This window comes from Streptomyces sp. TLI_105 (assembly GCF_900105415.1).
Taxonomy (GTDB): Bacteria; Actinomycetota; Actinomycetes; order Streptomycetales; family Streptomycetaceae; genus Streptomyces.
Genome location: NZ_FNSM01000001.1, coordinates 492,708 through 515,754 on the forward strand (window position 1 = coordinate 492,708; position 23,047 = coordinate 515,754).

The 23,047-nt window shown below is 74.6% G+C and carries 22 protein-coding genes; 15 read left to right on the plus strand and 7 right to left on the minus strand.

The window, feature by feature from the left end:
* Positions 1 to 62: 62 nt before the first annotated feature.
* A complete protein-coding gene (locus BLW86_RS02430) occupies positions 63 to 1,586 on the minus strand; it encodes a TerD family protein (protein ID WP_177181911.1) in 1,524 nt (507 codons plus the stop codon).
* Positions 1,587 to 1,769: 183 nt separating this feature from the next.
* Here BLW86_RS02430 and BLW86_RS02435 point away from each other — a divergent pair, with 183 nt between their 5' ends.
* The 4 genes from BLW86_RS02435 to BLW86_RS02450 all read left to right on the plus strand — a co-directional run bounded on the left by BLW86_RS02435 (position 1,770) and on the right by BLW86_RS02450 (position 7,198).
* Positions 1,770 to 3,836 (plus strand): DUF4139 domain-containing protein, encoded by a 2,067-nt coding sequence (locus BLW86_RS02435; protein ID WP_093872462.1) that lies wholly within the window; start codon positions 1,770 to 1,772, stop codon positions 3,834 to 3,836.
* An 8-nt stretch (positions 3,837 to 3,844) separates the two neighbouring features.
* Positions 3,845 to 5,407, plus strand: a complete 1,563-nt coding sequence (locus BLW86_RS02440) for a mucoidy inhibitor MuiA family protein (protein WP_093872463.1) — start codon at positions 3,845 to 3,847, stop codon at positions 5,405 to 5,407.
* A gap of 4 nt (positions 5,408 to 5,411) precedes the next feature.
* Positions 5,412 to 5,960 (plus strand): hypothetical protein, encoded by a 549-nt coding sequence (locus tag BLW86_RS02445; protein WP_093872464.1) that lies wholly within the window; start codon positions 5,412 to 5,414, stop codon positions 5,958 to 5,960.
* 143 nt (positions 5,961 to 6,103) lie between these two features.
* Complete coding sequence (locus BLW86_RS02450) at positions 6,104 to 7,198, plus strand: nitric oxide synthase oxygenase (RefSeq protein ID WP_256341174.1); 1,095 nt, start codon at positions 6,104 to 6,106, stop codon at positions 7,196 to 7,198.
* Positions 7,199 to 7,234: 36 nt separating this feature from the next.
* On the opposite strand, the gene BLW86_RS02455 is transcribed toward BLW86_RS02450, so the two are convergent.
* On the minus strand, positions 7,235 to 7,813 hold the full coding sequence (locus BLW86_RS02455) for a helix-turn-helix domain-containing protein (RefSeq protein WP_093872466.1): 579 nt from the start codon (positions 7,811 to 7,813) through the stop codon (positions 7,235 to 7,237).
* Between the two features lie 146 nt (positions 7,814 to 7,959).
* On the opposite strand from BLW86_RS02455, the gene BLW86_RS02460 reads away from it, so the two are divergent.
* The 3 genes from BLW86_RS02460 (at position 7,960) to BLW86_RS02470 (ending at position 9,938) form a co-directional block, all read left to right on the plus strand.
* A complete protein-coding gene (locus BLW86_RS02460; RefSeq protein ID WP_093872467.1) occupies positions 7,960 to 8,796 on the plus strand; it encodes an EamA family transporter in 837 nt (278 codons plus the stop codon).
* A 41-nt stretch (positions 8,797 to 8,837) separates the two neighbouring features.
* The gene (locus BLW86_RS02465; RefSeq protein ID WP_093872468.1) at positions 8,838 to 9,527 is read left to right on the plus strand and encodes a B3/B4 domain-containing protein; all 690 of its coding nucleotides are present in this window, start codon (positions 8,838 to 8,840) and stop codon (positions 9,525 to 9,527) included.
* A gap of 138 nt (positions 9,528 to 9,665) precedes the next feature.
* A complete protein-coding gene (locus BLW86_RS02470; protein ID WP_371129439.1) occupies positions 9,666 to 9,938 on the plus strand; it encodes a hypothetical protein in 273 nt (90 codons plus the stop codon).
* Here BLW86_RS02470 and BLW86_RS02475 read toward each other — a convergent pair.
* From BLW86_RS02475 to BLW86_RS41835, 5 genes are all read right to left on the minus strand, one after another.
* Positions 9,925 to 10,545, minus strand: a complete 621-nt coding sequence (locus BLW86_RS02475) for a class I SAM-dependent methyltransferase (protein WP_093872470.1) — start codon at positions 10,543 to 10,545, stop codon at positions 9,925 to 9,927. The genes BLW86_RS02470 and BLW86_RS02475 overlap by 14 nt on opposite strands.
* A 32-nt stretch (positions 10,546 to 10,577) precedes the next feature.
* The gene (locus BLW86_RS02480; RefSeq protein WP_093872471.1) at positions 10,578 to 10,925 is read right to left on the minus strand and encodes a DUF190 domain-containing protein; all 348 of its coding nucleotides are present in this window, start codon (positions 10,923 to 10,925) and stop codon (positions 10,578 to 10,580) included.
* A 77-nt stretch (positions 10,926 to 11,002) separates the two neighbouring features.
* Positions 11,003 to 11,128, minus strand: a complete 126-nt coding sequence (locus tag BLW86_RS42865; protein WP_255325155.1) for a hypothetical protein — start codon at positions 11,126 to 11,128, stop codon at positions 11,003 to 11,005.
* A gap of 65 nt (positions 11,129 to 11,193) precedes the next feature.
* Positions 11,194 to 14,043, minus strand: a complete 2,850-nt coding sequence (gene lanL, locus BLW86_RS02485; RefSeq protein ID WP_177181532.1) for a class IV lanthionine synthetase LanL — start codon at positions 14,041 to 14,043, stop codon at positions 11,194 to 11,196.
* A 53-nt stretch (positions 14,044 to 14,096) separates the two neighbouring features.
* Positions 14,097 to 14,255: a hypothetical protein gene (locus tag BLW86_RS41835; protein ID WP_177181533.1), complete on the minus strand. Its 159-nt coding sequence runs from the start codon at positions 14,253 to 14,255 to the stop codon at positions 14,097 to 14,099.
* A 228-nt stretch (positions 14,256 to 14,483) separates the two neighbouring features.
* On the opposite strand from BLW86_RS41835, the gene BLW86_RS02490 reads away from it, so the two are divergent.
* The 8 genes from BLW86_RS02490 (at position 14,484) to BLW86_RS02525 (ending at position 23,025) form a co-directional block, all read left to right on the plus strand.
* Positions 14,484 to 15,542: a DUF6879 family protein gene (locus BLW86_RS02490; RefSeq protein WP_093872473.1), complete on the plus strand. Its 1,059-nt coding sequence runs from the start codon at positions 14,484 to 14,486 to the stop codon at positions 15,540 to 15,542.
* 45 nt (positions 15,543 to 15,587) lie between these two features.
* Positions 15,588 to 17,474 (plus strand): serine/threonine-protein kinase, encoded by a 1,887-nt coding sequence (locus BLW86_RS02495; protein ID WP_093872474.1) that lies wholly within the window; start codon positions 15,588 to 15,590, stop codon positions 17,472 to 17,474.
* A gap of 133 nt (positions 17,475 to 17,607) precedes the next feature.
* Positions 17,608 to 19,203, plus strand: coding sequence for a sensor histidine kinase (locus BLW86_RS02500; protein ID WP_093872475.1), 1,596 nt, complete (start codon positions 17,608 to 17,610; stop codon positions 19,201 to 19,203).
* The gene (locus BLW86_RS02505) at positions 19,200 to 19,601 is read left to right on the plus strand and encodes a roadblock/LC7 domain-containing protein (RefSeq protein ID WP_030690508.1); all 402 of its coding nucleotides are present in this window, start codon (positions 19,200 to 19,202) and stop codon (positions 19,599 to 19,601) included. The genes BLW86_RS02500 and BLW86_RS02505 overlap by 4 nt, the downstream gene beginning before the upstream one ends.
* Positions 19,598 to 19,951 carry a DUF742 domain-containing protein gene (locus tag BLW86_RS02510; RefSeq protein ID WP_030690507.1) on the plus strand — a complete coding sequence of 118 codons (354 nt, stop codon included), beginning with the start codon at positions 19,598 to 19,600 and terminating at the stop codon, positions 19,949 to 19,951. The genes BLW86_RS02505 and BLW86_RS02510 overlap by 4 nt, the downstream gene beginning before the upstream one ends.
* Complete coding sequence (locus BLW86_RS02515; protein ID WP_093872476.1) at positions 19,932 to 20,558, plus strand: GTP-binding protein; 627 nt, start codon at positions 19,932 to 19,934, stop codon at positions 20,556 to 20,558. The genes BLW86_RS02510 and BLW86_RS02515 overlap by 20 nt, the downstream gene beginning before the upstream one ends.
* Positions 20,555 to 21,784: a cytochrome P450 gene (locus tag BLW86_RS02520; protein ID WP_093872477.1), complete on the plus strand. Its 1,230-nt coding sequence runs from the start codon at positions 20,555 to 20,557 to the stop codon at positions 21,782 to 21,784. The genes BLW86_RS02515 and BLW86_RS02520 overlap by 4 nt, the downstream gene beginning before the upstream one ends.
* Positions 21,781 to 23,025, plus strand: coding sequence for a cytochrome P450 family protein (locus BLW86_RS02525; protein WP_093872478.1), 1,245 nt, complete (start codon positions 21,781 to 21,783; stop codon positions 23,023 to 23,025). The genes BLW86_RS02520 and BLW86_RS02525 overlap by 4 nt, the downstream gene beginning before the upstream one ends.
* Positions 23,026 to 23,047: the final 22 nt, after the last annotated feature.

Consider the following 23,047-nt stretch of genomic DNA (forward strand, 5'->3'; position numbering starts at 1 on the left):
GGACGACACGAGGGGGGGAGCCGCCGCGGTGACGCGACGCCCCGACGGCGGTGTCCCGCAGGTCACCCCCGGCCGCGCGAGAACCAGTTCTTCCGCGGAGTGGGCTCGGCCTGCTTGTCCGGCCACGTCGGGTCGCCGGGGGCGGCGAAGGGGACAGGCGCCGCCGCGCCCGGCGGAGCCTGGGGCAGGGGCCGGGTCGGCGGCTGCAGGCGCTTCAGCCGCGCCCGCCACGGGCCGTCCGCCATCTCGAACTGGACGACGAGCGGCCCCTCCGGCAGCGGAACGGTCTCGCGCCGCTTGCCGATCTCGTTGACCACGTTCTCGTACTGCGGCAGGGCCGTGTGGTCGTCGTGCCCCGCGAGTTCGTAGACGTGGACGATGAGGTTGTCGTCGCCACGGTAGTGGACGGCCATGTCGGCCACACCTCCCGTGTGCAGCAGCACCTCGGGGCCGCGGAACTCCGCTTCCTCCTCCGTCAGGCGACGGGCCGCCGCCAGCGGCGACACGACGATCTGCCAGGGCCCCTCGGCCTGCAGTTTCAGGCGCAGGGTCCCGTGCCCAGGGACCGTGGCGAGCACGCGGCCCCGGAAGTCCTCCTCCGTGCTGTTGACGAGATTGTCCTCCTCCTTGTTGCGCCGGTTGAGCACCCAGAGGCCCGTGTACCCGTCGCCCCTGACGTCGAGCTGGACCACGACCGGCCCCGGCGGGAGCCCGCCCACGGTGATCACGTCGTTGTCCCGGCCCGTCTCCGTGTACGGCTCGAAGACGGGCCCGTACGTCCACCGGTCGGCGCCGCCGGGAGGGACGGGGGTCATGGGCGGGGCCGCCGCGGGAGGGACAGCGGCGGGAGGCGTCGCCACCGGAGCGACCGCCACGGGCGGAGGTGCGAAACCGGGCGCGGGAGCCTGCCCTGCCGGCGGAGCCGCGATGCCCGGGGCGGGTGCCGGAACCGCGGCGGCGGACGGAGGCGCGAAGCCCGGGACCGGCGCGGGGGCCACTGCGGCAGGCGGAGGTGCGAATCCCGGCGCGGGCGCAGGAGGAGCCACGGCCCGCGCCGGCACGCCACCGCCGGGCGACGCTCCGTTCCCTCCCTCATCAGCCACGTCCACGCCGTGGTCCGTGGCCAGGCCGGCGAGACCGCTCGCCCATCCCTGGCCCACGGCGCGGAACTTCCAGCCGCCCGCCCGCCGGTAGAGCTCGGCCAGCACCATCGCCGTCTCCCCGGCGGCGTCCGTGACGTCGTACCGCGCCACCGAGGTGCCGTCGGGGGCGAAGGCCTCCACCGACAGCCCGGCGGCGTCGCGCATCGCGCCGCGCTCCGTCGAACCGACCACGAGGACACGGGTGATCTGCTCCTCGACGGTGGCGAGGCCGACCTCCAGCCACGCCGTACCGGCCTGCCCCGGCACCGCCTCCGTCAGCCGGACGGCCCCGGAAGGGTGCACCGGGGCGCCGTGGAAGACGACGTCCCCGTCACCCCTGACCGTCCCGGTCTCGCCGAGCAACAGTGCCATGGCGTCCACACCACCGCGCACGGCGATCCTCAACGGCACCGACGGAACGAATCCGTTGCTCCCCTTGGTCATCTCCCCCACGACGTCCGCCCCTTCCTCGTCGTATCCCCACCCGAGACCCTCACGAAGAAGATCTTGCAGCCGCCGGCGCCCCTGGGACAAGGTCCCGGCCCTGTGGTGTCCTCGGCGCCCCGGAACCACCGAACCGGTCCGGCGTAGGCTTCCCTCGACACGGACGGGGCAGAGGGGGGCCGCATGACGGTCGGTACGGTACCGAGGTGGGGGTCGAGCCTCGACTCGGTCGTGGTGTACGCGCGGGGCGCGCTCTGCCGGCGCCTGGCCCGGGGCGTCGTGCCCCCGGACGGCCGGGTGCGGGTGACGGGGCTGCCGCGCGCGCTGGACCCGGGTTCGCTGCGGGCCCGGGTGCTGGGCGCCTCGGGGGCGCGGGTCACCGAGGCGCGGGTGGAGGTCGAGGCGGAGCCGGGCGCCGGCGGCGTTCCCGACGGCCTGCGGCGCGAGGTCGACCGGCTGCACGAGGCACGCGCGGCGGCGGAGGCGCGTCGCGACCGGCAGCGGGCCCTGATCGAGGAGGTCGGCGGTCTGCGCCCGGTCCCGCCCGGCCGCAAGCGCGAGGACCCGCACCGCCGCACCCCGGTCGACGCGTGGCTGGAGCTGGCCGACTTCGTCGACGAGCGGCTGGCGGGGCTCCACGCCCGGCTCGTCGAGCTGGACGAGGCGCTCCGGATCGCCGAGCACGAGCTCGAAGTGGCCTGCGACAGGCTCGACCGTGCCTCCACCGCCGCGTCGTCGGGTCATGTCGAGACCTCCGTCTGCGCCGTGCTGGCCCTCCACGGCGCCGAGGAGGCGGAGGAGGTGGAGCTGGAGCTGGAGTACGGCGTGCCGGGTGCCGTCTGGGTGCCGACGTACCGCCTCACCCATCGTCAGGGCGACGGCAGCGGCCGGCTGGTGCTGCGCGCCTCGGTCGCGCAGCGCACCGGCGAGGACTGGACCGGGGTGCGTCTCGCCCTGGCCACGGCCGACCTGGGGCGCCGCACCGACCTGCCGGCGCTCCGCTCGATCCGGATCGGACGCCGCCAGCCCGCACCCGCGCCGTCCGGCTGGCGCGAGCCCCCGGCGGGGCTCGCCGACCTGTTCACCGGGTACGAGGCGGCGGGCCCGGCGCCTTCCCGCGGCGGCTTCGCGATGGGCGGCGGTGCGCCGGGCTCCGCGGCCGGGGGCGCCGTGGCCGTTCCCGTGGCGATGCCCACCTCCGTACCGGCACCGGCGCCGGTTCCGCCCCCGGCGTTCGCCGGGCCACCGCAGCCCGGTGGCGCGTACGGCTCCGCTCCGGAGGCCTTCGGCATGGCACCGCCTGCGGCCCCGCAGCCGCCGGGCGGCCGGCCGCGTGCCGGTGGCGCGGCCTTCGTCGGAGCCCCCGCGCCCCGGGCTCCGGGCGCGGCGGCACCGCCACCGCCGCCGGTGGGTCCGCCGCAGCCGAGCGGCGCCGAACTCGACTACGCCGCCCTGGTGCTGTCCGGCCCCGAGGAGCCGGGCGGTCGCCGCGGCCGGCTGTTCCCCGGCTCCTCCTCCGACGCGGTGGCGGCCGAGTACCGCCGCCGCGCCGAGGCGGTCGCCGCGCTGCCGCTGCCCGAGCACGCCGTGCGCCCCCGGGAGTCGGCGGGCTCGTTCGACCACCGCTTCGACGCGGCCGCCCGCGCCGACGTCCCCTCGGACGGCACCTGGCACACCGTCACCGTCGGCGAGATCCCGGTCGGTCTGCGCACCGAGCACCTGTGCGTGCCGTCCGTGGAGCAGACGGTGTACGCGACGCTCGCGGTCTCGAACGCCACCGATCAGGCGCTGCTCGCCGGCCCGGTGGAGGTCACCGTCGACGACGACTTCCTGCTGACCGCCGCGCTGCCCACGCTCGCGCCCGGCGGTGTCCGCCGGCTGGGCCTCGGTCCCGCCGAGGGCGTCCGCGTCACCCGCCGCACCCATCTGAAGGAGTCGACGGCGGGCCTGCGGAACAACGTGACCGTGCTCGACCACCGCGTCCACGTGGAGCTGGCCAACCGCCTCGCGGGGCCGGTCACCGTCGAGGTCCACGAGCGGGTGCCGGTCTCCTCCGAGCCGGACGTCCGCATCGAGGAACGCGCCGACTGGACGGCGCCCGAGGACGGCGCCGCACCGGAGCGCCACGCCCCGGGCACCCGCGTCTGGCGAGTGGAGCTGCCCGCCGGCGGCACCGCCGTGCTCGACGGCGGCTACGAGATCCGCATACCGGCCGGCAAGGCCCTGGTCGACGGCAACCGCAGGAGCTGACACACACCATGTCCACGGAAACCGAGCCGATCGCCCTTCCCGTCACCGCCGTCACCTGTCTGGAGGACCGCGCGCACGTCGAGCGCACCGCCGTCCTCGACCTGGAGGCCGGCGTCCAGCGCCTGCGCCTCGGGCCGGTGAGCGCGCTCGCCGTCGACCGCACCCTGCACGCCGAGTTGACCTCCGGACACCCGGCCACCGTCCTCGACGTGCGGCTCGTCCGCGACTGGACGCCGCGCGGACCGGTGCCGCCCGCCGAGGGCGACTCCGCGCTCCGCCACCGGGCCCACGCCCTCGAAGAGGAGCGCCGCTCCGTGGAGCAGCGCCGCGACCGGCTGCGGGCCCGCCTCGACCTGCTGGGCCGACTCGCCGCCGACCTGCTGCGGGAGATCGGCGAGGGCGCCGGTTCCGGGGAGTCCGAAGGGCCCCGCTGGAGCCGTGAACTGGACCGGGTGGACGCCGAGCGCGACACGTACGGCGAGGAGCTCCGCGCCGCGGAGGCGCGCCTGACCGCCCTCCGCGCCGAACTCTCCGAGGTCCGCCGGACCATGGAGCTCACCGAGGAGGAGCCGGCCGAGCTCGTCGCCCATGTCGAGCTGACCGTGGAGGCCACGGCCCCGGGGGCCGCACGGCTGCGGCTGAGCCACCTCACCCCGTGCGCGCTGTGGCGGCCGGCCTACCGGGCCGTGCTCGACGGGGAGTCCCTGACGCTGGAGACCGACGCGGTGGTCTGGCAGCGCACCGGCGAGGACTGGTCGGACGTGCGGCTGACGCTGTCGACCGCGAGGTCGGCCCTGGCCGGCGATCCGCCACGGCTGGTCGAGGACCGGCTGACGCTCAAGGACCGGGCGCCGGCGGAGCGCCGCACGATCGACGTCGAGGTGCGCGAGGAGGAGATCTCGACGCTCGGTCCGGCCCCGGTGCTCGGTTTGCCGGGCGTGGACGACGGCGGCGAGGCGCGGGTGCTGCACTCCCCCGCGCCCGTCTCCGTGCCGGGCGACGGCCGCGCCCACCGGGTGCCGCTCTCGGCGTTCACGACGGCCGCCGGCAGCGAGTACGCCTGCTCGCCCGAGCTTTCCCCGCTGGTCACACAGGTGGTGCGGTTCGACAACCTGTCCGGCCACGCGCTGCTCGCCGGCCCCGTGGACCTCGTCCGGGGCAGCGGATTCACCGGCCGCGGCGCGCTGGACTTCACGGCTCCCGGCGCCGCCGTCGAGCTCGCCTTCGGCAGCCGTGACGACCACCGGGTGGTCCGGCACGCCGAGGAGTCCCGCGACACCACGGGCCTCACCCAGCGGACCGTGATCACCCGCACGGTCCGGCTGCACCTGTCCCGGTTCTCGCCGCCCGGGGAGCGGGGCGACCGGGTGGTCGTCCTCCGCGAGCGGATCCCCGTCTCCGAGGTCTCGGCGGTGGAGGTGCGCCTGCGCAAGGAGGCCTGCTCCCCCGCCCCGGACACGGTCGACGCCGAGGGCATCGTGCGCTGGGACGTCACCCTGCCGCCCGGCGGCCGACGAACGGTCACGCTGGTGTACGAGCTCTCGGCGACGGCCAAGGTCGGGGGGATCTGAGCCGGTGACCACCGGTGTCCCCACCGCCCCGCCCACGCGGGTGCGCCCCTCGGCCATGCCGGTCGCGGGGCTCCTCCGTACCGCCGCCCTGACGCTGTGCCTCTGGGCGTCGGCCGGCGCCGTCACCGCCGTCTCGTACCTCCTTCCGAGCGCGGACTGGATCGCCATCGGCCTCGGGGTGGTGCTCTTCCTGTTGTTCGGGATCCTGCTGCACGTGGTGCACCGGGGTGTCTGGCTGGTGCTCCTCGCCGCCCTGCCGGCGCTGTTGGTGCTGGTCGGCGCCGTGCAGTATCCGCCCGAGCTGGCGCTGGAGCGGTACGGCGTCCGGGAGAGCGTCGTCGTGACCGACGACAGCGCCGCCTCCACCGGGGGCAAGAACCACCGGCTCACCCTGCGTCGCGCCGACGGCCAGGTGCTGGCGGAGCGGCTGGTGTACCGCGGCACCGGCGCCCCGAAGGTCGGCGACCCCTTCCGGGAGGTCTTGGGATCTCGGCGCCGGGCACCCTACCAGCCCGGCGCCCTTTCCCTCCCGAAATCCCCCCACTCTCCATAACCGCGCGAAAGCGTGCGGTAGTCATGGGGGCAGGAGGGAACACCTTGGTCTTCAGTCTGGGTCGCCGCCGCAAGGCCGCCGCTGTCAGCGCCTGTCCGTTCACGCCCGCGTCGCCGTCCGACGCGCCGCAGCACCAACCGTACGTGCCCGTACCGCATGTGACGGACCGTCGGGAGGCGGAGAGTTTCGTCCGGCAGTTCCATCACGAGCAGCCCGACGCCGGGGACCTGGAGCGCCGGGTCCGCGAGGTGCTGGTCGAGATCGACCGGACCGGCACGTACGAGCACACTCCGGCCGAACTCTCCTTCGGCGCCCGTGTCGCGTGGCGCAACGCGGCCCGCTGCATCGGCAGGCTCTACTGGCGCAGCCTCGTGGTGCGCGACCTCCGGCACGTCACCTCGGCCGACGGCATCGCCGCCGCCTGCTTCGAGCACCTGCGGACCGCCGGGAACGGCGGCCGGATCCGCCCGGTGGTCTCGGTGTTCGCGCCCGACCGGCCGGGGCGTCCCGCGCCGCGGATCGTCAACGACCAACTGGTGCGCTATGCCGGGCACAGCACCCCCGAGGGCCGCTGGATCGGCGACCCGCGCGGCGCTTCGCCGACCGCCCGCGCCCGCGAGCTGGGGTGGAAGCACGACGAAGAGGCCTTCCAGGTGCTTCCGTTGATGGTGGAGGAGCGTCCGGGCGCGCGACCGGAGTGGTACGAGCTGCCGGAGGATTCCGTCCTGGAGGTGCCGCTCCGGCATCCGGACCACGCGTGGCTGGCGGAGCTGGGGCTGCGTTGGTACGCGGTGCCGGCGATCAGCGACATGACGCTGGAGATCGGCGGGGTGCGCTATCCGGCGGCGCCGTTCAACGGCTGGTACATGGGGACGGAGATAGGCGCCCGCAACCTCGCCGACGCCGAGCGCTACGACCTCCTGCCGGTGGTCGCCGACCGGATGGGCCTCGACCGCTCCTCGGAGCGCACGCTGTGGCGGGACCGGGCGCTCGTGGAGCTCAACGTGGCGGTGCTGCACTCCTTCCAGGAGGCCGGGGTGACGATGGCGGACCACCACACCGAGTCCGAGCGGTTCCTGCGGCACATCGCGCGGGAGAGCCGGCACGGCAGGCCCACTCCCGCCGACTGGAGCTGGATCGTCCCGCCCGTGTCCGGCTCCACGACCCCGGTCTTCCACCGGTACTACGACCCGGTGGACACGTCCCTGCGCCCCGCCTTCCTCGCCCGGGAGCGGTGAGGGCGGTCCCGCGTCGGGCGGGACGCCCGAGAGAGATCAGGCGGCCGGGCCGGGTGGCAGGTGGACGGTCATGATCAGGTGGCAGGTCACCTCTCCCGCGCCGCGGTAGGTGTGGGTGGCGTCGCCGTCGAAGGTGGCGGTCTGCCCGGCTTCGACGGCGTGTTCCGTGCCGTCGACGACCAGGGTCATCCGGCCGGCGGTGACGCTGACGGTCTCCACGACCCCGGCCCGGTGGGGATGGCTGGGGTACTCCTCGCCCGGTTCCAGCGTCCAGCGCCAGACCTCGACCGGCGCCGGGCCCGAGGTCGTGAGCATGAGCCGGGCCTCGCTGCCCAGCCTTCCGGTCCAGAGCGGCGCGACGGCGTCGGCGGTCACGACCCGGACGCGACCTTCGGCCGGACCTTCGAGGAGCGCGGAGACGGAGACGCCGAGGGTGTCGGCGAGCCGGACGAGGGTGGCGAAGTTCGGGTTGCCCTGGGCCTTCTCCAGGCCCACCAGGGCACCTTTGCTGACCTGGGCGCGTCTGCCGAGTTCGTCCAGGGAGAGGCCGGCGCGGTTGCGGGCCGTCCTCACGTTGCGGGCGAGGGTCCGCAGGGCTGCCTCTGTCTCGGCCATCCGATCACCGTTCTCGCGAGTGGACAGGGGGTGTGGAGCAGTGGGGGGTGAAGCAGTGGAATGTACCGCCCGGTCGTTTGGTTGACACAACCCGGTCGGTCCGTTGTACGGTCTGGTCGTTCCACTGAGATAGTAAGGGATGTACCGTGATCGCTCTGCTACTGGCCCTGGGCAGCTCCCTCGCCTACGGATGCGCCGACTTCCTCGGCGGCCTCGGCGCCCGCAAGGCCCATGTGCTGCGGACCGTGCTGATCGCCGCCCCGGCCTCCCTCGCGGTGGAGCTGCTGCTCTGGCCCTTCCTCGGCGCCTCGTTCGACGCCGGCACCCTGGGCTGGGGCGCCGCGTCCGGTGTCGCCTCCGCCGCCGCCTTCGCGCTGCTCTACCGGACCCTGGCGATCGGGCCGATGAACGTCCTCTCGCCCGTGACCGCGCTCGTGTCCGCCATGCTGCCCGTCGGCGTGGGCCTCCTCCAGGGCGAGCGCCTCGGCGCGGCCGGTCTGGTCGGACTGCCGCTCGCCCTGGTGGCGGTGGTCCTGGTCAGCGCCGGACACGGCTCCGGTACGGCGCGCCCGTCCCGTACGGCGCTGCTGCTGGCCCTGGGCGCGGGCGCCGCGATCGCCCTCCAGCTGGTCTTCCTGCACCAGGCGCCCTCGGGCAGCGGGGTGGCACCGCTGATCGTGGGCCGTGCGGTCTCCTCGGCCGTGACCCTCGCGGCGGCGGCGGTGCTGTACCGCAGGCTGGGCTCCGAGCGGCCCGCGTACGCCCTGTCGGCGGCCGCGGGCGTGCTGGACTCGGTGGCGAACCTGCTCTTCCTGCTCGCCGCCCGCGGCGGGGACCTCGCCGTCGTCGCCGTGATCACCGCCCTCTACCCGGCGGGCACCGTCCTGCTCGCCCGTGGCGTGCTCGCCGAGCGCGTCCACCGCGGTCAGCTCCTCGGCCTGGGGACGGCGGCGGTGGCCGTCAGCCTCCTGGCGCTGACCTGACCGGCCCCCTCTCGTCCACCCGCACGAACGGAACCTCCCCCGTGACCACCTTCCACCTCGCCCCCGCCGTCGCGGAGTCCTTCCCCGACACCCTCATTGCCCTGGTCACCGCCACCGGCCTGCGGGGCCGCGAGCCCTGGCCCCGGACCACGGCCGCCCTGGCCGAACTGGAGCGGCGGCTCGCCGACGGCACCTGGCTCCCCGCCGACGAGGCCGACCCCCGCATCGAGGACTGGCACACCGCCTACCGGTCCTTCGGCACCAACCCGCGACGCGTCCGCCCCAGCGTCGACGCGCTCGGCCGCCGCCTCGCGAAGAGGGGCGCCCTGCCGCGCATCAACCCCGCCGTCGACTCGTACAACGTCGTCTCCGTGCGCCACGGCCTGCCCGCCGGCGCCTTCGACCTGGACCACGTCACCGGTGAGGTCTCGATCCGTCCCGCCGACGGCACCGAGACCTTCACCCCGCTCGGCGAACCGGACACCGTCGAGAACCCCAGGCCCGGGGAGATCGTCTACGCCGACACCACCGGCGTCCTGACCCGCCACTGGAACCACCGCGACGCCCACCGCACCCGCGTCACCGAGGACTCCACCCGCGTCACCTTCGTCCTGGAGACCCTCAGCGCCGGGCGGGACGGCCACCTCCTGAAGGCCGCCGCGACCGAACTCCAGGACCTCCTGGCCCCGCACGCCGGCGGAACGACCGTGCGGTACCTGGGCCCGGGGTGACCGCCACTCCTGCCGAGTGGTCCCCCCGGAGGGGAAGGGGGACGCTGGTACTGAGCGCGTCCGGGGGCCCGGGCGCCCGAAGGGAGCGCCCGCCCGGTCGGGAAAGGCCGTGCCATGCGCATGTTGTTGAAGGTTCAGATGGACACCGCGACCTCCAACGAGGCCATCAAGCAGGGCAACCTGCTCAAGACCGTGGAGGGCGCACTCGAGGAACTCCACCCCGAGGCCGCGTACTTCACCGTCGAGGACGGCTGTCGGACCGGGTACTTCTTCTTCGACCTGGAGGACCCTTCCCGGCTGCCGAAGATCTCGGAGCCCTTCTTCATGGAGATGGGCGCCAAGGTCCACTACTCACCGGTGATGAACCCGGAGGACCTCCGCAAGGGGCTCTCGGCGATCATGCCCTCGTGAGCGGCTTCTCCCAGGTCAGGGAGTACCGGCGGAGCAGGTGCCGGCGGTAGCGCACGCCGGGGAGCAGCCGTCGCGCCTCGGCGCGCACTTGCCCGTAGCTCATCTCCGGCTCGGCGACCGGCATGTCCTCCGGGTCGCGTGCGCCGCGCAGCAGCTTGGTGATCCGGACGATCGGTGCGGCGCCGATCCTGGCCACCCGCTCCGTGACGCTCGCGTCACGGGCGAGGCCGACGACCACCAACGTACCGCCGGGCCGCAGCAGTTCACGCATGCGGGTGAGGGCCGCACCGAAGTCCATGTGGTGGACGGTGGTCACCGAGCAGATGAAGTCGTAGCCCGAGACGGGCAGTTCGGCCGTCAGGAAGTCGCCTTCCACGAAGACGAGTCCAGGGTGTCCTCCGGCGGCCCGGCGAGCTCGGGCGATCATGTGCGGAGACAGATCGATGCCGGTGACGCGCCGCGCCCGGCCGGCGAGCTTCCGCCCGAGCAGTCCGTCGCCGCAGCCGACGTCGAGGGCCTCGCCGCAGCCCTCGGGAACGGCTCGCAGGATGCCGGCGTGCCGGGCGACGTTGGTGTTCCAGTACGGCTCCGGGGTGGGCTCGCGCATCGGGCCATCGTAGGCCCGGATCCGCCGGTCCCTCAGACGGCCTTCTCGCGGCCGACGTAGCGGATGACCTCGCAGTCGTCGAGGATCACCAGGCCCTCGTCGACCAGTTCGTCGAGCTGGGGCAGGAAGGCGCGGATCTTCTCCTCGGTGTCGACGATGACCACGGCGACGGGGAGGTCCTCGCTCAGCGAGAGCAGTCGCTGGGTGTGGATCAGCGAGGAGGCCCCGAAGCCCTCGATGCCGCGGAAGACGCTCGCGCCCGCGAGACCCGCCTCGCGGGCCCGGCCGACGATCTGGGTGTAGAGCGGCTTGTGGTGCCACAGGTCGGTCTCCCCCACGAAGACCGTCACCCGCAGGGCCCTGCCCGTCAGCCTGGTCATGCTTCGAGTCTACGGTCGTGCTTCCGGGAGGGAGGGGGCCGGCCGGGGCGCCGGCCCCCTCCCCCGCGCGGAGTCGGTCAGCAGCCGCTCGTGAGCCAGCGGCAGGCGGTGATCAGCGCGGCGGCGTGCTCCTCGCCACGGGCGTCCTCGGTGCGGACCTCCTCCGGCAGGACCTGCAGGGCGTCGATGTCGTACTCGGTCATGACGGTCTCCTTCGAATGATGCGGATATCTCGGTGGTACGCCGGCGGCCTGGGGCCGCCGGACACTCAGGGGTGGGCCGGCCCGTCCTCGGGCAGCCAGGCGCGCGGGCCTCCGCACCGCATGCGCAGCAGCAGGGACAGGCTCCCGGCGAGGCCGGTGGCGTACTCGGCGAGGACGGTCCTGCGGTTCTCGTCGGGCACCAGGAGTCGCCCGTCGCGCAGCACGGCCTGTGCGGCCAGGTGCTCGACGAGGAGTTCGGCGGCGGCGCGGTGGCTCTCGTCGCCCGTGCGCACGGCGGCGTCGAGGAGGAACTCGGCGTTGCCCGCGAGGCCGTGGCAGGTGGCCGGCGAGTCGGTCACCCGGCCCGCCCGGACGGCACGGGCAGCGCCGTCCACCAGGTCGCGTACGGCCTTGTCGGACTCGCCGGTCGCCGCCCAGAGCCGGACCAGGAAGGTGCCGACGCCGGAGGAGCCGCTGCACCAGTGCCGGGCGAGCTCCGGCGAGTCGGAGAGGTGGCGGGCCCGGTCGACGGGCCAGAGCGCGCCCGCCGGTCCGCCGCGGGCGGCGGCCGCGAGGGTGGCCCCCGCCTCGGTGGCCGCGGCGAGGAACCGTTCGTCCCCGGTGGCCTGTGCCGCGAGCAGGAGGAAGGTGCCGACCCCGGCCACGCCGTGCGCGAAGCCGTAGTGCCAGGCGCCGGCGAGCGCGGAACCGAAGTCCTCCGGCACCGGCCAGAAGACCCCCTCCGGGGTGCGCCGCGCCGCGTCGAGCAGTCCGTTCGCGGCCTCGGCGGCGCGGTCCAGGAACCGCGGGTCTCCGGTGGTGCGCCAGAAGTGCAGCTGGGCCAGGCCCGAGCCGGCCACGCCGTGACAGACGTCCGGGTTGGGCCCGCGGACCGGCAGACCGAGGGCGAGTGCGACGGCCCGGTCCGCCAGGGCGGGGTCGCCCAGGGCCCGCGCGGCGTCGAGCAGCGCCCAGGCGGTGCCCGAGCGGCCGAAGTGCAGCCCCGGCGGGTCGTTCGGCAGCGTCTCCTGCCGCTCCGCGGTCCAGCGGGCGGCGGAGCGGAGGCCCTCGGCGAGCGCCTCGCGGGTCACGGCCGGCCCGGCGGCGGTCTCCGGGAGGCGGAGCCCTGTGTCCCAGTGGCCGAGGGCCCGGGCGAGCAGGGCGACGCCGCCTGCCGAGCCGTGCTGCAGGGCCACCGGGTCGCAGGTCTCGCCGAACGAGTCCGAGGCCCACAGCCGTTCGGGGTCGTGGGGGCGCATCGTGGCCAGCAGGTGGGCGATGCCGTCGTGCAGGAGACGCGCGCGCGTGGCCGCCGCGTCCGGGCGTGCTCCCGGCGGCGGACCGGCGGTCGGTCGCGCCGTCGCTCCCGCCCCGCTTCCGTCCAGGAACTCCCGTGCCCGGTCGAGCGTCCAGCGGTCTTCGGGTACGTCCCGTGTCAGGCCCAGGACCAGCGGCGAGAAGCGTCGTACGCGTGCGTGGTCGCGGGCCAGGAGGTCCACGAGGTCCGCGAGGCGTCGCTCGTCCGGCCGGGCGGCCTCCCGCGGGAGGTCCTCCGCGAAGACCGGGTCGGCGCCGCTCAGGGTGTGCAGGACGGTGGCGCCGAGGGCGTACAGGTCGACGCCCGGCGGCAGGGCGGGGGCCACCTGGTCGAGGGCGCGCAGCTCGGGGGCGGTGTAGCCGGGGGTGGCACCGAGCACCCACCGCTCCCCTTCCCGGGCGGCCATCTCCAGGTCGATGAGGACGAGCCGGCCGTCGGGGGTGACCATGACGTTGTTGGGGTTGAAGTCGTGCAGGGTGACGCCCAGTTCGTGGGCGGTGGCGACGAGTTCGACGAGCTGCCGGACCCGGGAGTCGGCCGTGCGGTCGTCGGGGCAGGCGTCGCCGTGCCGCGCCAGGTGCTCGGCGACGGTGCGCCGCAGCGTCGCCCCCGGGATCGATTCGGTGGCCAGGAAGACACTGCCCTGCTGCTCGAACACCTCGACGAGGCCGGGGACCCTGTCGGGGTGCGCCCGCCCGAACCGTTCGAGCAGCGCGGCCTCGCGGCGCAACAGGTCCCGGACGTCCAGGCCTTCGAGTCCGGCCCCCACGTGGGGCCGTGCCTGCTTGACGACGACCTGCGCGCCGGTGCGGGTGTCCTCGGCCCGGAAGACCCCTCCCTTGTTGGAGTGCTGGATCGCTCCCCGTACGAGGAAGCGGTCGCCGAGCAGGACGGGCTTGGCGGTGGCCGTGCTGCGGGCGGGTGCGACGGGGCGGTCGGGGAACGGGTCGCCGGCCCAGGCGGGCGGGCTGAACCAGGCGTTGCGCTCGTCGGCGACCGGCCGGCCGTCGGGGTCGGTGAGGCGGGCGGCGAAGGAGCCGTCGGCCGTCAGTTCCCGGACGCCCTTGAAGACGCCGTACCGGTAGAAGACCTGGCTGCCGGGGCGGTAGCGCCGGTCGGAGAGCACGGCGGGGCCCGGCAGCCCCTCGGTGGCCCGGTGGAGTTCCTCGGCGAGCCGTCGCAGCTGCTCGTCGTCGGCCGGGTACACGGTCAGGAACTTGCCGCTCCCGCCGCGCGCGAAGCGACCGGACACCAGCGCGGCGACCCCGGCCGGGCTGCCGGCGAACTTGAAGGCGGCGCGATGGGCCACGAGGACCTCGGCGGACCGGGTGAGGACCAGGGGCGCCGAGAGCGGGGTGGCCGGGACGTGGAGCTTCCAGCCCTGGGCCCGTCCGACGGCGCCGCCGGGCACGACGTGGCACCAGAACTCACCGGGTTCGACGCTCCAGTCCGCCCGCGCCGGTCCTGTCGGCTCGGGCGCGTGCCGGGCGATCACGGCGCGCACGAGGTCGGGCAACAGGGCCCGGTCGGCGGGGCTTTCGGCGCGCGGCCGCCGGGGGCCGGGACCGGACGGGGAATGCGCGGTGGGTGACGACACGCTCTTCGTCCTCGCGTTTCGCATGGGTGACGAGCAGGGGGTCCGGGCGGTTCCTACTGCACGGGCCGGTCGTACTCGTCGCCCCAGCTGGTGTCCATGGGGCTCCCGGCGACCGTCCGCGTCGTCGTCTCCGGTGCGTCGTCGGCCGTGGCGGCGGTGACTCCGCCGGCGAGCAGGACGGCGAGGAGGAGGAAGCGGACGACAACGGACATGGTGCGGCTCCTGGTTCGGGAGAGAAGAGGGCGGGCGGGAAGCTCCGTGTCTGGCGGGTTCACGCCGTATGTCGGCCTGATGGGGTTTCCCTCGGCCGGACACCCCCAGTTCATCCCGGCGAGCCCGCTTGGTCCAGCGCCATGACCTGGCAATACCCTGCATGGCACGGAAGTAGCAGGGCCGCATCACGGGGGAAACGTGTGACTACTGGGGTGGATGTGGACGGAATGCCTCGACTGGACGCCGGGGCCGTCGCCGTCTTCGCGTACGTACTGGAGCGCGGCAGCCTCCCGAACCGTCCGTCGGACGGGCTTCCGGACGGACTTCGTGACGGGCTTCCGGCCCTCGGCCTGAGCCGGGACGAGGTCGAGGCGGCCTGCCGCACCCTGGAGCGGCTCCGTCTTCTGCGACCGGCACCCGGCCGCCCCGAGGAGCTGATCCCGGTGAACCCGGACGCCGCCGCGGCGGAGGTGGTCGGGCCGCTGGAGGCGGAGCTCGCGCGGGCCGCCGCGCACGCCCAGTCGCTCCGTGACGACCTGCACTCCCTGATGCCGCGCTACCGCGCCGCCCGGCACGAACAGGGGCGCCGGGAGGGCCTCGACGTGCTGCCCGACATGGCGTCCGCCTCCGCGATGCTGACCGAGGAGTCGGCGCGCTGCCGGGAGGAGGTGTTCAGCATCCAGCCGGGCGGCGGACGGGCCGCGCACCGACTCGGGGACGCCGTCGAGCGGGACCTGGCGATGCTCCGCCGGGGCGTGCGGATGCGCACGCTGTACCAGCACTCGGCGCGGACCAGCCTGTCCACCCAGGGGTACGTGGAGCGGCTCACCGAGGCCGGTGCCGAGTACCGCACCGCGGCCGAACTCCCCGACCGGGCCGTGGTCTTCGACCGGACCGTGGCCTTCCTGCCCCGGCGCGCCGACGGCGGCACGGGCGAGGGGGCGGTCCTCGTCCGGGACCCCGACGTGGTGGCGTACCTCTGCCGGGTGTTCGAGCAGCACTGGTCCGGGGCGGTCCCCTTCCGGGGCACCAGCGAGGCGGCGTACAAGGAGGTCGGCCCCAGTCTGCGGCGGGCGCTCGTGGGGCTGCTCGCCGAGGGCGCGAAGGACGAGGTGATCGCCCGGCGCATGGGGATGTCGCTGCGGACCTGTCGCCGTCACATCGCCGACCTCCTTGAGGAGTTGGGCGCGGAGAGCCGCTTCCAGGGCGGTGCGCTCGCGGAGCGCGCCGGGCTGACGGACGCGGAGGTCACCACGGACGCGGCCGAAGGCGTGTCCCACCGGTAGGGTGCCCTCCGGAAAACGGTGTTCTGCGTGGGGAGACATGGGTTCATGGGCGGTCAGCAAGCGGGTCGGGGCGGTTCCGAAGTGTTCCAGCCGCTGGCGGCGGACGACCCGACGACGGTCGCCGGGTATCGGCTCGCGGCCCGGCTCGGCGCCGGCGGCATGGGCAAGGTGTACCTGTCGTACACGCCCGGCGGCCGGCCGGTGGCGATCAAGCTGATCCGTCCCGAGTTCGGCGAGGACGCGGAGTTCCGCCGCCGGTTCGCCCAGGAGGTGCGCTCGGCGCAGCGCGTCCAGGGGCTGTTCACCGCGCCCGTCATCGACGCGGACCCCGAGGGCGCGCAGCCCTGGCTGGCCACCGCGTACGTGCCGGGGCCGTCGCTCGCCGACGCGGTCGTGGCGCACGGCGCGCTGCCCGTGGAGACGGTGCTGCTGCTCGTGGCGGGCATGGCCGAGGCCCTGCACGTCATCCACGGCGCGGGCATCGTGCACCGTGACCTGAAGCCGTCGAACGTGCTGCTCGCCGCCGACGGGCCCCGCGTCATCGACTTCGGCATCGCGTACGCCGCCGACGCGACCTCCCTGACGGGCAGTGGGGTCACCATAGGGACGCCGTCGTTCATGGCGCCCGAGCAGGCGGCGGGCCGGCCGGTCACCCCGGCCACGGACGTGTTCGCGCTCGGTCAGGTCGCGGCGTACGCGGCGACGGGCGTCCCGGCCTTCGGGGAGGGGACCGGGCACGGGGTGCTGTACCGGATCGTGCACGAGGAGCCGGACCTGAGCGGCGTGCCGGAGCGGCTCACCGAACTGGTCACGCGCTGCCTCGCGAAGGAACCCGAGGCCCGGCCGACGCTCTCCGAGATCATCCGGCTCTGCCAGGCCGCGAACGCGGCGACGGTGCTGCGCCGGCCCGAGGACTGGCTGCCGGGCGCGGTCTCCGCCGAGATCACGGCCCGGGCGGCGGCGCCCGCTCCCCCGCAGACGCCCCCGCCGCCGACCGTCGCGCCGTCCGCGCCGTCCGCACCGCCGGTGGCGTACTCGCCGACGGCGCCGGCCGTGCCCTCCGCGCCGTCGACCCCGCCGCCCGGTTACGGCCCGCCGCCGAGCACCGTCTCCGGCGTCCCGTCGGGCCCGGTCGCTCCGACGGGCCCGGTGGCCGCCGCTCCGGCGCCCGCCTACGCGTACGCGCCGACGCAGGGCCCCGGTGCTCCCACGTACCCGCAGCAGCCCTGGCCGGGCGGGCCGGGGCCGACGGGCCACCAGCCGCCGCAGCCGCCCCAACAGCGGAAGAAGGGCGGCGGGCGCGGTCTCGTCATCGCCCTGGCCGCCGTCCTCGCCTTCGCCGTCGCGGGCGGCGCGACCGCCTACGTCGTGCTGAAGGACAAGGACGGGCAGGCGTCCTCGAACGCCGGGGAGAAGCCGGGCGGGAAGGGTTCGGCGAGCACGGGGAGCTCCGGGGGCACGGGGACCGGGACGGGAACGGGAACGGGGACGGGGAGCGGGAGTTCGGCCCCGAAGCCCTCGACGGCGCCGGCCCCGCAGGCGGCCACGTACAAGGACATCGACCTCACGGCCGGCTACCACCTGACCCTCGGGGACGAGAACGTGCGCCCGCAGGACGGGGAGGACAACAACTACGAACTCTCCTACGACACGGGCGGCTACCTCGACGCCGAGAGCAGCGGCGGCAATCTGGTCCTGCTCGACCCGGGCCAGGAGGGCTCCCTCGAAGCGTGCCGCGCGGAGACCCGGTTCACCCAGAACATCTATGTGAACAAACTGTCGCCGGGCCGTCAGGTCTGCATCACGACGGGTACGGGCCATCTCGGTCTGCTCACCGTCAAGGCCTTCTCCCCGGAGGACTCGCCGAGCACCTACATGACGCTCGATCTGACGGTGTGGCGCAACGCGGCTCCCTCGGCGTCGTCGAGCTGATCGCTTTTGATGACGTATTCCGTGACCTGAATACCGATCCGATCAAGGGAGGTTCCGAACCGATCAAGATCGGATCTATAGTGCCGTCGTTACGACTCCCCACCCCGCGTGCCTGTTCTCGAGAGTCTGGTTGATGTCGGCGCCGTCCACCCCCTTCCGCCCTGCCCTGCTCGCCTCGTTGCTGACAGCCGCCGTGGGTGGTGCGCTCGCCGTCGCGGCGACCGCCGCGGCGCCGGCCGGGATCCGTCCCGCACTCGGCTGGTTCGCCGGCGGCGGCGTCCTGCTCCTCGCGGCCGCCGCCTTCGCGGTCACCTGGTACGGGCGGACCTCCCGCTCCCTGAGCCGGCGGGTCGAGGCCCTCACCGCCGAACTCGCCGGCCAGGAGGCCCGGGCCGCCCGGCACGCGGCCGACTTCGCGCACGAGGCGGCGGCGTCGAAGGAGCGGTACGAGACGGAGGCCGCCGCCTCGGAGGCGGCCCACCGGGCGCGGACCGAGGAGCTGATCCGCGCCCACACCGCCCGGACCGCCGAACTGACCGCGGACCGGGCCGCCGAGGTGCGGCGGCTCGAAGCCGAGCTGCGCCGCGCCGAGTCCGGCCGGTCCGCCGCCATGGCCGCCGCGGCCAACGCGGCCGGCCGCATGCAGGCCCTCGCCACGAGCATGCTCGCCGACCTGCGGGAGATGGAGCACCGGCACGCCGACGAGGACGTCCTGGCCGACCTGCTCCACCTCGACCACCGCACCGCGCAGGCCGGGCGGCTTGCCGACTCCGTCGCCGTGCTGACCGGCGCCCGGTCCGGCCGTCGCTGGGCCCGCCCCATCGTCATGGAGTCGATCCTCCGCGGCGCCATGGGACGGATCGGCGGCTACCAGCGGGTGCGGCTGCACTCCAGCAGCGACGCGGCCGTCGCCGGGCACGCGGCCGAGGGCGTCATGCACGCCCTGGCCGAACTGATGGACAACGCGGCGAACTTCTCGCCGCCCACCGCCGAGGTCCACGTCTACGTGGAGGAGGTCCCGGCCGGGGTCATCATCGCGGTCGAGGACAGCGGGCTGGTGATGAGCGACGTGCAGCTGCGCCGCGCGGAGGCCGCGGTCGGCTCGACGGCGCAGGACCTGGCCGGTCTCTCCGGCACCCGTCTCGGCCTGGCGGTCGTCGGCCGGCTGGCCCGGAAGCACGGTCTGACCGTGTCGTTCCGTCCCTCGGCGCGCGGCGGCACCGGCGCCCTGCTGATGCTGCCCCAGGACCTGATCAGCCACGCGCCCGTCGAGCCGCCGGCCGCGCCCGCCGCCGTCCTGCCGCCCGTGACGGGCCGCGGACTGTCGGCGCCGGTCCCCCCGGAGACGCCGGCCGACGCGGCCCCCGCCGTGGCCGTCGAGCCCGAGGCCACGCACGACAGCCCGGCCGAAAGCACCGGCGAGCACCCCCGGTTCGGCGAGAGCGGTCTGCCCCGTCGCCGTCGCGGCCGCGCGATGGCCGCCGCCCACCCCGAGGGGCCGGAGGCCGCCGTGAAGCCGCGCGCGGCGGGCCCGCGCACCGGCGCCGCGGCCGGCGCGGCCACGCGCTTCGGCACCTTCCGCCAGGCGGTCCGCGGCACCGCCGCCGAGGCCACTCCCACCGAGGCCACCCCCGTCGTACCGTCCGATCCCGCCGACGGCCGGCCGTCCGCACCGCGGACCCCGCCGCCGTCCTCGAACTCCCCGCACCCGGAAGGCACCCCGTCATGACCGGCACCACCACCGACGAGAAGCTCAGCTGGCTCCTGGAGGGCCTGCTGGAACGCACCCCGGGCACCCGTCACGCCCTGGTGCTCTCCCGTGACGGCCTCAAGCTCTGCCGTACCCCCGAGCTCTCCGTCGACCAGGCCGACCAGCTCGCCGCGATCGCCGCCGGCATCCAGAGCCTGTCGCACGGTGCCTCCGTGGAGTTCGGCGACGGCACGGGCGGGGTCCGCTCCGCGATGGCCGAGTTCTACGGCGGCATCCTGTTCATCGTGGAGGCGGGCGAGGGCGCCCACCTCGCGCTGGTCGCCGACGAGGACGCCGACGCCGGGCTGGTGGGCCACAACATGTCCGAGCTGGTGGAGCAGTTGGGCGAGTACCTGGTCGCGAGGCCCCGGGGATGAGCCGCGGCAGGCCGGGCCGGGACGACTCTCCCGACCGGCTCTACACCCTGACCGGCGGTCGCAGCCGCGCCGGGTCCGACGCCTTCGACCTGGTGACGCTCGTGGTCTCCGAGAGCGATCCGGTCGCCGGCATGCAGTCCGAGCACGCCGCGATCCTGCGCATGTGCCGCTTCCCCACGGCGGTGGTGGAGGTGGCGGCGGGGCTCGGTCTGCCGGTGTCGATCACGCGGATCCTCCTCGCCGATCTTCACGACACCGGCCGGATCAGCGCACGGCACCCCCGCGCCTCGTACCGCCTTCCCGATCACGACATCCTGGAGCAGGTGCTCGTTGGACTCCGTAACCTCTGAACAGCGCCGGACCCTGCACAGCACCGCCGACAACGGACTGAAGATCGTCGTCGTCGGCGGTTTCGGAGTCGGCAAGACCACCCTGGTCCGCTCGGTCAGCGAGATCCGTCCGCTGAACACCGAGGAGACCATGACCCAGGCCGGCGAGGGCGTCGACGACACCGTCGGCGTCGCCGCGAAGACGGCCACCACCGTCGCCTTCGACTTCGGCCGGATCTCGCTCGACGCGCACAACGTCCTCTACCTGTTCGGGGCGCCCGGCCAGGAGCGCTTCTGGTTCCTGTGGGACCGGCTGTTCTCCGGGACGCTCGGCGCGGTCGTCCTCGTCGACACGCGGCGCCTTGCCGACTCCTGGTACGCGATCGACCGCCTGGAGCACCACGGCACGCCGTTCGTCGTCGCCTGCAACGACTTCGGCGGCCCCGCCCACACCCCCGCCCAGATCCGCGAGGCCCTCGACCTCGCCGACGAGGTGCCGCTGGTCTTCTGCGACGCCCGGTCGCGCGAGTCCAGCAAGCAGGTGCTGATCTCGCTCGTGGAACACCTGCGGACCGTCGTCGCGGCCTCGCGACCGACCCCCCACCCGATCCCGGAGCCCACCCCGTGACCCTCCCCGAGCCCCAGCCGGTCCCGCTGAGCGGCCCCCGGTTCCAGACCGACCCCACCGAGCTGTACCGGCAGATACGACGCGAGCACGGGGCCGTCGCCCCGGTCCTGCTCGACGGGGACGTGCCCGCCTGGCTGGTCCTCGGCTACCGCGAGCTGCACCAGGTCACCAGCGACCCGGTGCTCTTCTCCCGCGACTCCGAGCTGTGGAACCAGTGGGACGCCATCCCGGCGGACTGGCCGCTGCTGCCGATGATCGGCCGCAAGCAGCCGTCCATCCTCTACACGGTCGGCGAGCGGCACCGCGAGCGGGCCGGGGTCGTCTCCGACGCCCTGGAGGCGATCGACCCGTTCGTCCTGCGGGAGCGGGCCGAGCGCTTCGCCGACGAGCTCATCGACGGGCTGTGCGGCAAGGGCTCCTGCGACATCATCGCCGAGTACGCGATGCTCCTGCCGGTGCGGGTCCTCGCCAGCTGCTACGGCTTCGCCGACGAGCAGGGCCCTGCGCTCGTCACCGCCATGAACGACATGATCAACGGTCAGGAGGGCGCGCTGGAGGGCCAGCGTCACCTGGCCGAGTCGATGTTCGCGCTGCTCGCCGCCAAGGCCGAGACGCCGGGGGACGACGTCGCCTCCCGGATGCTCGCCAACACCGCCGGGTTCACCGTCGAGGAGGTCGCCCAGGACCTCATGGTAATGATGGCCGCGGGCCACCAGCCGACCGCCGACTGGATCGGCAACTCGCTGCGCCTGATGCTCACCGACGACCGGTTCGCGGCCTCGCTCGCCGGCGGCCGGCACAGCGTCGGCGAGGCGATGAACGAGGTCCTGTGGGAGGACACCCCGACGCAGAACGTCGCCGGGCGGTGGGCCTCGCGCGACACCCACCTCGGCGGGCGGCGGATCGGCCGCGGCGACCTGCTGCTGCTCGGCCTGGCCGCGGCCAACTCCGATCCGCACGTGCGCACCGACTCCGGCGCGTTCACCGGTGGCAACAACGCCCACCTCTCCTTCGGTCACGGCGAGCACCGCTGCCCGTTCCCCGCGCAGGAGGTCGCCGAGACGATCGCCCGGACGGGGATCGAGGTGCTGCTCGACCGGCTGCCGGACGTGGACCTCGCGGTCGCCGAGGGCGCCCTCGCCCGCCGCCCCTCCCCCTGGCTGCGCGGTCTGACCGCGCTCCCCGTGACGTACACCCCGACCCCCGCCCTTGGAGCCCTCGGATGAGCTGCCCGTACGACCACACCGCCGCGTCCGGCACCGATGCGATCGCCCTCGACCCGTTCGTCACCGACCTCGACGGCGAGAGCGCCCGGCTGCGCGCCGCCGGTCCGCTGGCCCGTGTCGTCCTGCCCGGCGGGGTGCCCTGCTGGGCCGTCACCCGGCACGCCGAGGCGCGCAAGCTGCTCACCGACGCCCGTCTCGTCAAGGACATCGACGTCTGGGGGGCGTGGCAGCGCGGCGAGATACCCCTGGACTGGCCGCTGATCGGTCTCGCGAACCCCGGCCGGTCGATGCTGACCGTCGACGGCGAGGAGCACCGCCGGCTGCGCTCGCTGGTCGCGCAGGCGCTGACGGCGCGTCGGGTGGAGCGGCTGCGGGCGGGCATCGAGTCCCTCACCGAGGGGATGCTCGACCGGCTGGCCGAGCGGCCGTCCGGCGAGGTCGTGGACCTGAAGGCGGAGTTCGCGTACCCGCTGCCGATGAACGTGGTGGGCGAGCTGATGGGGGTCGACCCGGCCGACCACCCGCGGATGAAGGCGCTGTTCGACAAGTTCTTCTCGACGCAGACGCCGCCCGAGGAGGTGCCGCAGATGATGGCGGACCTGGGCACGCTGTTCGCGGGGATCGTGGCGGGCAAGACGGAGAATCCGGGTGACGACCTGACGAGCGCACTGATCGAGGCGTCGGAGGGCGGTGACCGGCTGACCACGGAGGAGATCACCAACACCCTCCAGCTGATGGTGGCGGCCGGGCACGAGACGACGATCAGCCTGATCGTGAACGCCGTGGTCGCCCTGGAGACCCACCCGGAGCAGCGGGCCCTGGTGCTCAAGGGCGAGGTGCCGTGGGAGAACGTGATCGAGGAGACCCTGCGCTGGTCGACGCCCACCTCGCACGTGCTGATCCGCTTCGCCACCGAGGACATCGAGGTCGGTGACCGGATCCTGCCCGAGGGCGAGGCGCTGATCGTGTCGTTCGGCGCGATCGGCCGGGACGAGGAGCAGCACGGTCCGACGGCGGGCGAGTTCGACGTGACGCGGACGCCGAACCGGCACATCTCCTTCGGTCACGGCCCGCACGTGTGCCCGGGCGCGGCGCTCTCCCGCCTGGAGGCGTCGGTGGCGCTCCCCGCCCTGTACGGGCGCTTCCCGGAGCTGCGCCTCGCGGTGCCGCGCGAGGAGCTCCGCAACAAGCCGGTCGTCACCCAGAACGACCTCTTCGACCTCCCGGTCCTGCTGTCCTGACGGCTCCCGGCGGGTCCTGCTC